Source organism: Streptomyces marokkonensis (genome assembly GCF_039539045.1).
GTDB lineage: Bacteria > Actinomycetota > Actinomycetes > Streptomycetales > Streptomycetaceae > Streptomyces > Streptomyces marokkonensis.
Genome location: NZ_BAABCQ010000077.1, coordinates 1 through 13,809, shown reverse-complemented (window position 1 = coordinate 13,809; position 13,809 = coordinate 1). Strand labels below are relative to the sequence as shown.

11 protein-coding genes are annotated in these 13,809 nt (G+C 71.0%); 10 read left to right on the top strand and 1 reads right to left on the bottom strand.

Annotation, left to right across the window (positions count from 1 at the left end):
* Positions 1-30 precede the first annotated feature (30 nt).
* Complete coding sequence (locus ABEA26_RS20010; RefSeq protein WP_345594050.1) at positions 31-579, bottom strand: beta-class carbonic anhydrase; 549 nt, start codon at positions 577-579, stop codon at positions 31-33.
* Positions 580-1,001: 422 nt separating this feature from the next.
* On the opposite strand from ABEA26_RS20010, the gene rsmH reads away from it, so the two are divergent.
* From rsmH to ftsQ, 10 genes are all read left to right on the top strand, one after another.
* Positions 1,002-1,958: a 16S rRNA (cytosine(1402)-N(4))-methyltransferase RsmH gene (gene rsmH, locus ABEA26_RS20005; RefSeq protein ID WP_345594048.1), complete on the top strand. Its 957-nt coding sequence runs from the start codon at positions 1,002-1,004 to the stop codon at positions 1,956-1,958.
* Between the two features lie 59 nt (positions 1,959-2,017).
* Positions 2,018-2,542 (top strand): cell division protein FtsL, encoded by a 525-nt coding sequence (gene ftsL, locus ABEA26_RS20000; RefSeq protein WP_345594046.1) that lies wholly within the window; start codon positions 2,018-2,020, stop codon positions 2,540-2,542.
* The gene (locus ABEA26_RS19995) at positions 2,539-4,506 is read left to right on the top strand and encodes a peptidoglycan D,D-transpeptidase FtsI family protein (RefSeq protein WP_345594045.1); all 1,968 of its coding nucleotides are present in this window, start codon (positions 2,539-2,541) and stop codon (positions 4,504-4,506) included. Before ftsL ends, ABEA26_RS19995 begins: the two co-directional genes overlap by 4 nt.
* 312 nt (positions 4,507-4,818) lie before the next feature.
* The gene (locus ABEA26_RS19990) at positions 4,819-6,339 is read left to right on the top strand and encodes a UDP-N-acetylmuramoyl-L-alanyl-D-glutamate--2,6-diaminopimelate ligase (RefSeq protein WP_345594090.1); all 1,521 of its coding nucleotides are present in this window, start codon (positions 4,819-4,821) and stop codon (positions 6,337-6,339) included.
* A gap of 37 nt (positions 6,340-6,376) precedes the next feature.
* Positions 6,377-7,792 (top strand): UDP-N-acetylmuramoyl-tripeptide--D-alanyl-D-alanine ligase, encoded by a 1,416-nt coding sequence (locus ABEA26_RS19985; protein ID WP_345594044.1) that lies wholly within the window; start codon positions 6,377-6,379, stop codon positions 7,790-7,792.
* Positions 7,792-8,886 carry a phospho-N-acetylmuramoyl-pentapeptide-transferase gene (mraY, locus tag ABEA26_RS19980; RefSeq protein WP_345594088.1) on the top strand — a complete coding sequence of 365 codons (1,095 nt, stop codon included), beginning with the start codon at positions 7,792-7,794 and terminating at the stop codon, positions 8,884-8,886. The genes ABEA26_RS19985 and mraY overlap by 1 nt, the downstream gene beginning before the upstream one ends.
* Positions 8,887-8,897: 11 nt before the next feature.
* Complete coding sequence (murD, locus tag ABEA26_RS19975) at positions 8,898-10,322, top strand: UDP-N-acetylmuramoyl-L-alanine--D-glutamate ligase (RefSeq protein ID WP_345594086.1); 1,425 nt, start codon at positions 8,898-8,900, stop codon at positions 10,320-10,322.
* Between the two features lie 76 nt (positions 10,323-10,398).
* Positions 10,399-11,769, top strand: a complete 1,371-nt coding sequence (gene ftsW, locus ABEA26_RS19970; protein WP_345594042.1) for a putative lipid II flippase FtsW — start codon at positions 10,399-10,401, stop codon at positions 11,767-11,769.
* Positions 11,770-11,775: 6 nt separating this feature from the next.
* Positions 11,776-12,870: an undecaprenyldiphospho-muramoylpentapeptide beta-N-acetylglucosaminyltransferase gene (gene murG / locus ABEA26_RS19965; RefSeq protein WP_345594040.1), complete on the top strand. Its 1,095-nt coding sequence runs from the start codon at positions 11,776-11,778 to the stop codon at positions 12,868-12,870.
* 25 nt (positions 12,871-12,895) lie between these two features.
* Positions 12,896-13,690 carry a cell division protein FtsQ gene (ftsQ, locus tag ABEA26_RS19960; protein ID WP_345594039.1) on the top strand — a complete coding sequence of 265 codons (795 nt, stop codon included), beginning with the start codon at positions 12,896-12,898 and terminating at the stop codon, positions 13,688-13,690.
* Positions 13,691-13,809 lie beyond the last annotated feature (119 nt).

Sequence of the window (13,809 nt, the reverse complement as noted above, 5' to 3'; positions counted from 1 at the left end):
TGGCGGGACTCATCGGGGTGGGCGACGGGATCAGGCGGGGTCGACCTCGCGCAACAGGCCCGTCCTCACGTCGAAGACGAAGCCGCGCACGTCCTCGGTGTGCAGCAGGAACGGCGAGGTGCGCACCCGCGCGATCGACTGCCGCACGTCCTGGTCGGCGTCCCGGAATGCCTCCACCGCCCACGCCGGGCGTTGGCCGACCTCCAGCTCCAGGTCGTGCCGGAACTCCTCGGTGATGGACTCCATGCCGCAGTTGGTGTGGTGGATGAGGGCCACACTGCGAGTGCCGAGCGCCCGCTGGCTGATGGTGAGCGAGCGGATCACGTCGTCGGTGACGACACCGCCCGCGTTGCGGATGGTGTGGCAGTCGCCGAGTTCCAGGCCGAGCGCGGCGTGCAGGTCGAGACGTGCGTCCATGCAGGCCACGACGGCGACGCGCTGTACGGGACGGGCGTCCATCCCGGGGTCGGTGAACGCGGCGGCGTAGCGCTCGTTCGCCTCGACGAGCCGGTCGGTGACGGTGTGGTCGCCGACCGCGGCGGATCCGGAGCCGGCGGGTACCGATGCAGAAGTCGTCATATCCATGACGTTACTGGCCGTCCCCCTCCGTGGCCCGCTGTGAAGCGGGACAAAGAACGCCATCGAGGCTTGTTGTGAGCCAACCCACAGGGGGAGCGGACGCGTCCGTACGGGTGAAAAGCCCTACGGCACCGGTTTGGGGGCGCCGTACCCACGACGCGCAGGCCGGTTGATTGACCGGGCGACAGGGTGGACTAAAGTGACGCGAAGCGGGAGGCGAGGCTCTCCCTGCTGGACTGAATTTCCCGGAGACCTGGGCGACGTCCCGCCAGATCTCCCCACGTGCGCGGCGCGTACGTACGGCTCGGCCTCCTCCCGCTCCCGGCCGGCCGACGCTTTTGGCGCCGGCAGGCCTCCCCTTCACGAGCGGGAGGGGACCCGGCGGTGCGTGACGTCGCGCCGGACCTGAGAGGCCGCCCCACTTGAGCCAGAGTCGACACGTCCCGGTGATGCTCCAGCGGTGTCTGGACCTGCTGGCGCCCGCCCTGACGGAGCCGGGTGCCGTGGTCGTCGACTGCACGCTGGGACTCGGCGGGCACAGCGAGGCGTTCCTCGAACGCTTCCCCGAGGCCAGGCTCGTCGCCCTGGACCGGGACAAGGAGGCCCTGCGCCTGTCCGGCGAGCGGCTCGCGCCGTACGGCGAGCGCGCCGCCCTCGTGCACGCCGTGTACGACGAGCTGCCCGACGTGCTCGACCGGCTCGGCATCCCGCGCGTCCAGGGCGTGCTGTTCGATCTCGGTGTCTCCTCCATGCAGCTCGACGAGGCGGACCGCGGCTTCGCCTACGCCCAGGACGCCCCGCTCGACATGCGGATGGACCAGACGACCGGCATGAGCGCCGCCGAGGTCCTCAACACCTACCCGCCGGGCGAACTCGTCCGCATCCTGCGTGCGTACGGCGAGGAGAAGCAGGCCAAGCGGATCGTGTCCGCGGTCGTGCGCGAGCGCGAGAAGGAGCCGTTCAGCAACAGCGCGCGCCTCGTGGAGCTGATCCGCGCCGCGCTGCCGCAGGCCGCCAAGCGCACCGGCGGCAACCCGGCCAAGCGCACCTTCCAGGCCCTGCGCATCGAGGTCAACGGCGAACTGTCCGTCCTGGAGCGGGCGATCCCGGCCGCCGTCGAGACCCTCGACGTGGGCGGGCGGATCGCCGTGCTGTCGTACCAGTCCCTGGAGGACCGGCTGGTCAAGCAGGTGTTCGCGGCCGGCGCCGCCAACACCGCGCCGCCCGGACTGCCGGTCGTCCCCGAACGCTACGCGCCCCGGCTCAAGCTCCTCACGCGCGGTGCCGAACTTCCCACCGAGGAGGAGATCGCGGAGAACCGGCGGGCGGCACCGGCACGGCTGCGCGGAGCCCAGCGCATCAGGGAGTCCATCGGGTGAAACGAGCGAGGCAGGCCAGGAGCGGGCCCGGACGGCCCACCCGGGTCCGGGGAGGACGAGTGAGCGGGAAACCCGAACTGAAGGGGAGGGCGGCCCGGCTGGCCCAGCTCCTGCCGCCCGCGGGCGGACGCGGCCAGGCGGCCCGGGCCCCGTTCGTCCTCCTCGTGGTCGTCCTTCTCGGCGGCGGCCTCATCGGGCTCCTGGTACTGAACTCCGCCATGAGCGAGGGCTCGTTCCAACTGGACGACCTGAAGCAGAGGACGAAGGAGCTCACCGACGAGGAGCAGGCGCTCCAGCGGGACATCGACGCCTACTCCGCGCCCCGGGCCCTCCAGCGCCGCGCCCGCGAGCTGGGCATGGTGCCCGGCGGGGACCCCGCCTTCCTGGCCCCCGACGGCACCGTCAAGGGCTCGCCGAACCCCGCGCCCGCCGCCGCCACCCCGCTGGTCGTCGCCCCCGAGGCGCTCACGGACCCCCCCGCCACCGCGGCCCCCACCACCGCTCCCGCCGGCTCGGCCCCCACCTCCGCGGACACCCCCACCACCGCGACCACCCCCGCCCCGACCCCGACTCCCGGCAGGTGACGGAAGTGTCCGACAGGGAACCGCCGCGCCGCCGAGTGCCCGGACCCGCCAGGCCCGTCCGCCCCGGCGGAGGGCGCCGGCCCGGTCCCGGCGCCCGGCCCGCCCGCCGTCCGGGCCCGCCCCGGCCCGCCGCGCCACGCACCATCCGGCTGGGCAGCCCCCGCCCGCGCCTGCGCATGATCGGCCTCGCGCTGACCCTGGTGCTCTCCGCCTTCGTCGTACGGCTGCTCCAGGTGCAGGCCGTCGACGCCGGCACGTACGCGGCCAAGGCCGAGCAGAACCACTACGTCGTCCACGCCCTGCCCGCCGAACGCGGCGGGATCACCGACCGCAACGGCGTCGCCCTCGCGTCCACCGTGGACGCCTACGACATCACCGCCGACCCCACGCTGTTCACCCGTGAGCAGCTGGAGGTCGGCGACGGTCCCGAGCAGGCGGCGGCGCTCCTCGCGCCGATTCTCGGCGAGGACCCCGAGGACCTGGTCGACCGGCTCCGCCCCGAGAACGAGAAGCTGCGCTACGTCGTCCTCGCCCGCCGGCAGACCCCGCAGGTCTGGAACCAGATCAAGGACCTGAAGACCGCGCTCGCCAAGAAGACGGAGACGGACGAGTCCGTGGTCAACGTCCTCGCGGGTGTTCTCGCCGATCCCAGCAGCAAGCGGGTGTACCCGGGCGGCGACCTCGCCGCCGGCATCATCGGCTGGGTCGGCGCGGACGGCAGGGGCGGCGGCGGTCTCGAACGGAAGCTGGACAAGGCACTGGCCGGCAAGGACGGCGAGATCCGCTACGTGCAGTCCGGTGGCCGTCAGGTGCCCACCGCCGGCTCCACCGGGACGCCCGCCGTACCCGGCAGCGACGTCGAGCTCACCATCGACCGCGACATCCAGTGGGCCGCTCAGCACGCCATCAGCGAGCAGGTGAAGAAGTCCAAGGCGGACGGCGGCTACGTCATCGTCCAGGACACGGCCACCGGGGAGATCCTCGCCATGGCCAACTCTCCCGGCTTCGACCCCGGCGACCTCGCCCACGCGGACCCGGACGCGCTGGGCAATGCCGCCCTCCAGGACGCCTTCGAGCCCGGTTCCACCGCCAAGGTGATGTCGATGGCGGCCGTACTGGAGGAGAACGCCGCCACGCCGATGACCCACCTCGTCATCCCGAACCGGCTCAAGCGCGGCGACCGGCTCTTCAAGGACGACGTCGACCACCCCACCTGGTACCTCACGCTCAACGGCGTCCTCGCCAAGTCCAGCAACATCGGCACCATCATGGCCACCGGCGAGCTGGGCAGGACGCAGGAGGAGGCCAACAAGGTGCTCTACTCCTACCTGCGCAAGTTCGGCCTCGGCAGCCACAGCGGGCTCGGCTTCCCCGGCGAGACGAAGGGCATCCTCGCGCCGCCCGGCCAGTGGTCGACCTCGCAGCAGTACACGATTCCTTTCGGCCAGGGCGTCTCCGTGAACGCGCTGCAGGCGGCCTCCGTGTACTCGACCATCGCCAACGGCGGCGTCCGTGTCGAACCCACCCTCGTACGCGGCACCAAGGGGGAGGACGGACGCTTCACCCCGGCTGCCGAGCCCAAGAAGACCCGTGTGGTCAGCGAGAAGACGGCGAAGACCCTCTCGCAGATGCTGGAGTCCGTCGTCGACGACGAGGAAGGCACCGGCAACAAGGCCCGCATCCCCGGCTACCGTGTCGCGGGCAAGACGGGCACGGCCAACCGGGTGGACCCGGCCACCGGCAAATACCACGGCTACACCTCGTCGTTCGCCGGCTTCGCCCCCGCCGACAAGCCTCGCGTCACCGTCTACTGCGCCATCCAGAACGCGACCGAGGGCAGCTACTTCGGCGGCCAGATCTGCGGTCCCATCTACAAGCAGGTCATGGAGTTCGCCCTGAAGACCCTCCAGGTCCCGCCGACGGGGGCCGACCCCGCGAATCTCCCGGTCACCTTCAAGCCCTGACCGGGAGCGACAGACCGCACCGGCGTCGAGCCGGCACCAGCCGGCATCTCGAGCCACCACCGAGCCACAGAACCACCACCGAGCCAGCAGAACCACCACCGAGCCACCGAGCCACCGAGCCAGCAGAGCCAGTACCGAGCCAGCGCCGATTCAGTACCGAGCCACCAGGAACCACCCGTGACGACGATCACCCCCGATCCCGGGAACCAGAGCAGCTCCCGCCCCTCACTTCGCCCGGAAGCGGGTACGCCCGGTACGCTCACCGCCGTGCCACACGCTGATCAGTCCCAAACCACCCAGAAGGGCCACCCCGTGACCTATCCGGGACCGCCCCGGCCGGTGCGGATCTCCGCCACACCCCTGGCGGAACTCGCCGGTCAGCTGGGTGTCACCGCGCCGGACAGCACCGCCGGAATCACAGGCATCACCCACGACTCGCGTGCCGTCCGCCCCGGTGACCTGTACGCAGCCCTCCCCGGAGCCCGCGCCCACGGCGCCGACTTCGTCACCCAGGCCGCCGGCCTCGGCGCCGCCGCCGTGCTGACCGACCCGGCCGGCGCGGAGCGCGCCGCCGCCACGGGTCTGCCGGCGCTCGTCGTCGACGACCCGCGCGCGCGGATGGGCCAGCTGGCGGCCACGATCTACGGCCACCCCGGCCGCGACCTCCTCCAGATCGGCATCACCGGCACCTCCGGCAAGACCACCACGGCCTACCTCGTCGAGGGCGGCCTGCGCACGGCGAAGGCCACCGGGCTCATCGGCACGGTCGAGATGCGCATCGGCGACGAGCGCATCAAGTCGGAGCGGACCACGCCCGAGGCCACCGACCTCCAGGCCCTGTTCGCGGTGATGCGCGAGCGCGGCACAGAGGCGGTCGCCATGGAGGTCTCCAGCCACGCCCTGGTGCTCGGCCGGGTCGACGCCTGCGTCTTCGACCTCGCGGTCTTCACCAACCTCAGCCCGGAGCACATGGAGTTCCACTCCGGCATGGAGGACTACTTCCAGGCCAAGGCGCAGCTGTTCACGCCGGAGCGCAGCAGGCTCGGCGTCGTCAACGTCGACGACGAGTACGGACGCCGCCTCGCCAACGAGGCCACCGTCCCGGTCGTCACCTACTCCGCCGAGGGCCACCCCGACGCCGACTGGCGCGCCGACGACGTGGAGGTCGGCCCGCTGGACTCGACGTTCACCGTGCTCGGGCCGAAGGGCGAGCGGATCGCCGCCAAGTCACCGCTGGCCGGCCCGTTCAACGTGGCGAACACCCTCGCCGCGATCGTCGCCCTCGCCGCGGCCGGCCTCGACCCGCAGACCGCCGCCGACGGCATCGCCGCGGTGCCGGGCGTCCCCGGCCGCCTGGAGCGCGTGGACGAGGGCCAGCCCTACTTCGCGGTGGTCGACTACGCCCACAAGACCGACGCGGTCGAATCCGTCCTCAAGGCGCTGCGCAAGGTCACCGAGGGCAAGCTGCACGCCGTGCTCGGCTGCGGCGGCGACCGGGATACCACCAAGCGGGAGCCGATGGGCGCCGCCGTGGCGCGGTTCGCCGACACCGCCGTACTGACCTCCGACAACCCCCGCTCCGAGGACCCCCTCGCGATCCTGGCCACCATGCTCCAGGGCGCGTCCACCGTGCCCGCGTACGAGCGCGGCGAGGTCCAGGTCTTCGAGGACCGGGCCGCCGCGATCGCCGCCGCCGTCGCCCGGGCCGAGCCCGGCGACACCGTGCTGGTGGCGGGCAAGGGCCACGAGCAGGGCCAGGACATCGCCGGGGTGGTCCGTCCCTTCGACGACCGCCAGGTGCTTCGCGAAGCCATCCAGAAGACCCAGGGATGAAATCCCGCATGATCCATATGATCCAGGGGACGAACTTGTGATCACCCTCTCTCTCGCCGAGATCGCAGAAGTCGTCGGCGGGCGGATGCATGACATACCGGATACGTCCGCGCAGGTCACCGGGCCGGTCGTCCGTGACTCCCGGGAAGCGGGGCCCGGCTGCCTCTTCGTCGCCTTCGTGGGCGAGCGGGTGGACGGCCACGACTTCGCGCCGACGGTCGTCGGGGCGGGCGCGGTGGCCGTGCTCGGTTCCCGTCCCGTCGGCGTGCCGGCGATCGTCGTGGACGACGTCCAGGCCGCCCTCGCTGCCCTCGCCCGACACGTCGTGCGGCGCCTCGGCGCCACCCTCGTGGCGCTCACCGGGTCCGCCGGCAAGACCAGCACCAAGGACCTCATCGCCCAGGTGCTGGGCCGCAAGGCCCCCACGGTGTTCACGCCGGGCTCCCTCAACAACGAGATCGGGCTGCCGCTCACCGCGCTCACCGCCACCGAGGAGACGCGCTTCCTCGTCCTGGAGATGGGCGCCCGCGGCATCGGTCACATCCGCTACCTCGCCGAACTGACCCCGCCGAAGGTCGGCCTGGTCCTCAACGTCGGCTCCGCGCACATCGGCGAGTTCGGCGGCCGGGAGCAGATCGCCCAGGCCAAGGGCGAACTCGTCGAGGCGCTTCCACCGGCCGAGGAGGGCGGCACCGCGATCCTCAATGCGGACGATCCCCTCGTACGGGCCATGGCCTCCCGCACGAAGGCGAAGGTGATCCTTTTCGGAGAGTCCGGCGAAGCGGACGTTCGAGCCGAGAACGTGCGACTCACGGACACCGGACAGCCTTCCTTCAGCCTTCACACACCCTCCGGTGCAAGCGATGTGACCATGCGCCTGTACGGTGAGCACCACGTGTCGAACGCGCTCGCCGCGGCCGCCGTCGCCCACGAGTTGGGCATGTCCGCAGACGAGATCGCCACCGCGCTCTCCGAGGCGGGCTCCCTCTCCCGCTGGCGGATGGAGGTCACCGAGCGCCCGGACGGCGTCACGGTCGTCAACGACGCCTACAACGCGAACCCCGAGTCCGTGCGAGCCGCCCTGCGCGCGCTCGTGGCCATGGGCAAGGGACGTCGTACGTGGGCGGTGCTCGGCAAGATGGCCGAGCTCGGGGACGAGGCGCTCGCCGAGCACGACGCGGTCGGGCGGCTTGCCGTCCGGCTCAACGTCAGCAAGCTCGTCGCGGTCGGGGGCAGGGAAGCCCGATGGCTGCAACTGGGCGCATACAACGAGGGTTCGTGGGGTGAGGAGTCGGTGCACGTGTCCGACGCACAGGCGGCGGTCGACCTGTTGCGCAGCGAGTTGCGCCCAGGGGACGTCGTGCTCGTGAAGGCGTCCCGTTCGGTGGGTCTGGAGAGCGTCGCCTCGGCGCTGCTGGAGACCGGCGCCGAGGGCGAGGTTGCCGCCCGATGATGAAGCAGATCCTGTTCGCGGGAGTCATCGGTCTGTTCCTGACGCTGGTCGGCACTCCGCTGCTGATCAAGCTCCTGGCCCGCAAGGGCTACGGCCAGTACATCCGCGACGACGGACCGCGCGAGCATGCCAGCAAGCGCGGTACGCCGACCATGGGCGGTATCGCCTTCATCTTCGCGACGGTCGCCGCGTACTTCCTCGCCAAGGTGATCACCGGCTACCTGGAAGGGCCCGAGGTCGACACCGCGCCGACCTTCTCGGGCCTGCTGGTGCTCGGCCTGATGGTGGGTATGGGCCTGGTCGGCTTCCTCGACGACTACATCAAGATCGTCAAACGGCGTTCGCTGGGCCTTCGGGCCAAGGCGAAGATGGCCGGCCAGCTGATCGTCGGCATCGCCTTCGCCGTGCTCTCGCTGCAGTTCGCGGACAACCGCGGCAACACCCCGGCGTCCACGAAGCTGTCGTTCATCACCGACTTCGGCTGGACCATCGGCCCGGTGCTGTTCGTCATCTGGGCGCTGTTCATGATCCTCGCGATGTCGAACGGCGTGAACCTGACCGACGGTCTGGACGGTCTCGCCACCGGCGCCTCCGTCCTGGTCTTCGGCGCCTACACTTTCATCGGCGTCTGGCAGTTCCAGGAGTCCTGCGCCAACGCGCTGACCCTGACCAACCCGGGCGCCTGCTACGAGGTGAGAGATCCCCTCGACCTCGCCGTGGTCGCCTCCGCGCTGATGGGTTCCTGCCTCGGCTTCCTGTGGTGGAACACCTCGCCGGCCAAGATCTTCATGGGCGACACCGGTTCGCTCGCGCTCGGCGGTGTGCTCGCGGGTCTGGCGATCTGCTCGCGCACCGAACTGCTGATGGCCGTCCTCGGCGGCCTGTTCGTCCTGATCACCATGTCGGTGGTCATCCAGGTCGGCTCCTTCCGCCTCACCGGCAAGCGGGTCTTCCGGATGGCGCCACTCCAGCACCACTTCGAACTCAAAGGCTGGTCCGAGGTCCTTGTCGTGGTCCGTTTCTGGATCATCCAGGGCATCTGTGTGATCGTCGGACTCGGTATCTTCTACGCGGGATGGGCAGCGGACAAGTGACCTCCTCCTCGGTGCCTTTCGACTTCCAGGGCAAGCACGTCACCGTCGCCGGACTCGGTGTCTCCGGTGTGCCGGCGGCCAAGGTCCTGCACGGCCTGGGCGCGCGTGTCACCGTCGTCAACGACGGCGACGACGAGCGCGCGCGGGCACAGGCGGCCGAGCTGGAAACGCTCGGCGTCACCGTGCGCCTCGGCGACGGGAGCACCCTCCCCGAGGGCACCGAGCTGATCGTCACCGCGCCCGGCTGGAAGCCGGACAAGCCGCTGTTCACGGCGGCCCACGAGACCGGCGTCCCCGTCTGGGGCGACGTCGAACTCGCCTGGCGCCTGCGCGGCCTCGAGGGACGGAAGGCCGCTCCCTGGCTGGCCGTCACCGGCACCAACGGCAAGACCACCACCGTCCAGATGCTGGCGTCGATCCTGAAGGCCGCCGGCCTGCGCACCGCCGCCGTCGGCAACATCGGCGTCTCGCTGCTGGACGCGGTCACCGGCGAGACGGAGTACGACGTCCTGGCCGTGGAGCTGTCCAGCTACCAGCTCCACTGGGCGCCCTCCCTGCGCGCCCACTCGGCCGCCGTCCTCAACCTCGCCCCCGACCACCTCGACTGGCACGGTTCCATGGAGGCCTACGCCGCCGACAAGGGGCGCATCTACGAGGGCAACACCGTCGCCTGCGTCTACAACGTCGATGCCACCGACAAGCCGTCGACCGAGGACCTGGTCCGCGAGGCCGACGTCGAGGAGGGCTGCCGGGCGATCGGCTTCACCCTGGGCACCCCCGGCCCCTCCCAACTCGGCGTGGTGGAGGGCATCCTGGTCGACCGTGCCTTCGTCGAGGACCGGCAGAAGAACGCCCAGGAACTCGCCGAGGTCTCCGACGTCGACCCGCCGGCCCCGCACAACATCGCCAACGCCCTTGCCGCGGCGGCCCTCGCCCGCGCCTACGGCGTCTCCGCCGCCGCGGTGCGGGACGGGCTGCGCGCCTTCACGCCCGACGCCCACCGCATCGCGCACGTCGCCGACGTCGACGGCGTGGCGTACGTGGACGACTCCAAGGCCACCAACACCCACGCCACCGAGGCCTCTTTGGCGGCGTACGACTCGATCGTCTGGATCGCCGGCGGGCTGGCCAAGGGGGCCACCTTCGACGAGCTGGTCGCGGGGGCGGCCGAGCGGCTGCGCGGCGCGGTGCTGATCGGCGCCGACCGCGCTCTGATCCGCGAAGCCCTGGCGCGACACGCCCCCGAAGTACCCGTGGTCGACCTCGACCGGACCGACACTGGGGCGATGCTCCAGGCCGTCCGGGAGGCCCAGCGGCTCGCCCGGCCCGGCGACACGGTCCTGCTGGCCCCGGCCTGTGCCTCGATGGACATGTTCACCAACTACAACAAGCGTGGTGACGCGTTCGCGGAGGCCGTTCGCGAACTCGGCGCCTGACCCGGCAGTCTCCTGCGCCGGGTGACTTCGGGAGGACGGGTGGGACGGTCCATGCCGACGTACAGCGGAGGCCGCGATGCCGGGTAGTCCCCAGAGCCGTACCGGACGTCCGCCCGTACAGCGGGCCGTCAAGCGACCCGCCACGCCGGGGCCGCCGCACGAGAACCCGCTGCTCCGCCTCCACCAGCGCCTCCGCCGCGCCTGGGACCGGCCGCTGACCGCCTACTACCTGATCTCCGGCGGCAGTGCGCTGCTCACCGTGCTCGGCCTGGTGATGGTCTACTCGGCCTCCCAGATCACCGCGCTCCAGCTGTCGCTGCCGGGGTCGTACTTCTTCCGCAAGCAGGCCCTTGCGGCGCTGATCGGCGTCGTCCTCCTCGTGGCCGCCATGAAGATGCCGGTGAAGTTGCACCGGGCGCTGGCCTACCCGATTCTCGCCGGTGCCGTCGTCCTGATGATCCTGGTGCAGGTGCCGGGGATAGGAATGGCGGTCAACGGCAACCAGAACTGGATCGCGCTGGGCGGCTCCTTCCAGATCCAGCCCAGCGAGTTCGGCAAACTGGCCCTGGTGCTGTGGGGCGCCGACCTGCTGGCCCGCAAGCAGGACAGGAAGCTGCTGACGCAGTGGAAGCACATGCTGGTGCCACTGGTGCCGGCGGCGTTCATGCTGCTCGGGCTGATCATGCTCGGCGGCGACATGGGCACGGCGATCATCCTGACGGCGATCCTGTTCGGCCTGCTGTGGCTGGCGGGCGCGCCCACGCGGCTGTTCGCCGGAGTGCTGTCGATCGCCGTGCTGCTCGGCTTCATCCTCATCAAGACCAGCCCCAACCGCATGGCCCGGCTGGAGTGCATCGGCGCCACCGACCCGGGTCCGGGCGACGCCTGCTGGCAGGCCGTGCACGGCATCTACGCCCTCGCCTCGGGCGGACTGTTCGGTTCCGGGCTTGGTGCCAGTGTGGAGAAATGGGGTCAACTCCCCGAAGCCCACACCGACTTCATCTTCGCCGTCACCGGTGAGGAACTGGGCCTGGCGGGGACGCTGTCGGTGGTCGCCCTGTTCGCGGCTCTAGGCTATGCGGGTATCCGCGTGGCCGGACGCACGGAGGACCCCTTCGTGAGGTATGCCGCGGGAGGCGTGACCACCTGGATCACGGCCCAGGCCGTGATCAACATCGGTGCGGTCCTCGGGCTGCTGCCGATCGCCGGTGTACCCCTCCCGCTGTTCTCCTACGGGGGTTCGGCGCTGCTGCCGACCATGTTCGCCGTCGGACTGCTCATCGCCTTCGCGCGCGACGAGCCCGGCGCGCGGGCGGCGCTTGCGCTGCGGCAACCTCGCTTTGGTAGAAAGCGGGGAGCCGGGGTTTCCGGGTCCAAGCGGAGCCCCCGGAGTTGGAACACGATGCGACGGCGTGCCCCTGCGGCGCGTTCGTCCGGAGAGCGGTGAATTTCGGTGCATGTCGTACTCGCCGGCGGAGGAACCGCGGGCCACATCGAGCCCGCGCTCGCCCTCGCGGACGCCCTGCGCAGGCAGGATCCCACCGTGGGGATCACGGCCCTGGGCACGGAACGCGGCCTCGAGACCCGCCTCGTACCCGAGCGCGGGTACGAACTGGCGCTGATCCCGGCCGTACCGCTGCCGCGCAAGCCCACCCCCGAACTGATCACCGTCCCGGGCCGGCTGCGCGGCACGATCAAGGCGACCGAGCAGATCCTGGAGCGCACCAGGGCGGACGCCGTGGTCGGCTTCGGCGGCTACGTCGCCCTGCCCGGCTACCTCGCGGCCAAGCGGCTCGGAGTGCCGATCATCGTCCACGAGGCCAACGCCCGCCCCGGGCTGGCCAACAAGATCGGCTCGCGGTACGCCGCGCAGGTCGCCGTCTCCACTCCCGACAGCAAGCTGCGCAACTCCCGCTACATCGGCATCCCGCTGCGACGCGCCGTCGCCACCCTGGACCGCGCCGCGGTGCGTCCCGAGGCCCGCGCGGCGTTCGGGCTGGACCCCAACCTGCCGACGCTGCTGGTCTCCGGCGGTTCGCAGGGCGCCCGCCGCCTCAACGAGGTGGTGCAGCGGGTCGCGCCCTGGCTCCAGCAGGCCGGTGTCCAGATCCTGCACGCGGTCGGGCCCAAGAACGAACTGCCGCAGGTACACCAGATGCCGGGGATGCCCCCGTACATCCCGGTAAGTTATCTGGACCGGATGGACCTCGCGTACGCCGCGGCCGACATGATGCTCTGCCGCGCGGGCGCGATGACCGTCGCCGAGCTTTCCGCCGTCGGACTTCCGGCCGCCTACGTCCCGCTGCCCGTCGGCAACGGCGAACAGCGGCTCAACGCCCAGCCGGTGGTCAAGGCCGGCGGTGGACTGCTGGTCGACGACGCGGAACTGACGCCCGAGTGGCTGCAGCACAACGTCCTGCCCGTGCTCGCCGACCCGCACCGGCTGTACGAGATGTCCCGCGCCGCCGCCGAGTTCGGCCGCCGGGACGCCGACGACCTGCTCGTCGGCATGGTGTACGAGGCGATCGCCGCCCGTGCGCGCCGCTAGTCAGGAATGACGGAGGGCAGGGAGCGTGGCCGGACCGACCACCGCCGAGCGCGGTGAACGCCAGCGGAAGTCGTCCGGCCCGCCCCGTGCGTGGCGGTTCGGCCCACCCCGTCTTCGTACGATCATCATCCTGACCGTTGCCCTCGTGCTCGTGGCGGGCGGGACCGTCTGGCTGCTCTACGGCTCGAACTGGACGCGGGTGGAACGCGTGTCCGTGTCCGGAACGCGTGTGCTGACGGTCGCGCAGGTGCGCTCGGCCGCCGACGTGCCCGTCGGCGACCCGTTGATCTCCGTCGACACCGAGGCGGTGGAGGCGCGGCTGCGACAGGAGTTGCCCCGCGTCGACGAGGTCGTCGCGGAACGTTCCTGGCCGCACGGGATCGACCTGAAAGTGACGGAGCGTACCCCGGTTCTGATTGTCCAAAAGGGGAGAAACTTCGTGGAAGTGGACGATGAAGGCGTCCGTTTCGCCACGGTTTCCCGGGCGCCGAAAAACGTTCCCACGCTGGAATTGAAGCTCGCCCGGTCCGGGACGGCGGCGGCGAGCCTGTGGCGCTTCGACGAGGACCGCCTGGTGCGGGAGGCGGTCCGGGTGGCCGGCCGTCTCCCGGACGCCGTCGCCAAGGACGCACGGGTCGTCAAGGTCCGTTCCTACGACGACATCTCGCTGGAGTTGAGCGGTGACCGGACCGTGGCGTGGGGGAGCGGTGAACGGGGCGTAAGGAAAGCGCAAGTTCTCACCGCGCTGATGAAAGCGGCGCCCGACGCGCGGCACTTCGACGTGAGTGTTCCCACTGCCCCGGCGTCATCAGGGAGTTGACGGGTATACGTGCAGGCCAGCACCCTGGTTGGGCAGCGCTACGGCTGATCACATAGGGTGAAAAGAAAAACGGGAGGTTCGGCGTGTTCGTTGAACGCGCGCCACTTGTCGACTTAGTG

Bases quoted from the DNA above. Each gene is read 5' to 3' on its own strand.
- ABEA26_RS20010 (WP_345594050.1), bottom strand. From the start codon at position 579: ATGACGACTTCTGCATCGGTACCCGCCGGCTCCGGATCCGCCGCGGTC.
- mraY (WP_345594088.1), top strand. From the start codon at position 7,792: ATGAAGCAGATCCTGTTCGCGGGAGTCATCGGTCTGTTCCTGACGCTG.
- ftsW (WP_345594042.1), top strand. From the start codon at position 10,399: ATGCCGGGTAGTCCCCAGAGCCGTACCGGACGTCCGCCCGTACAGCGG.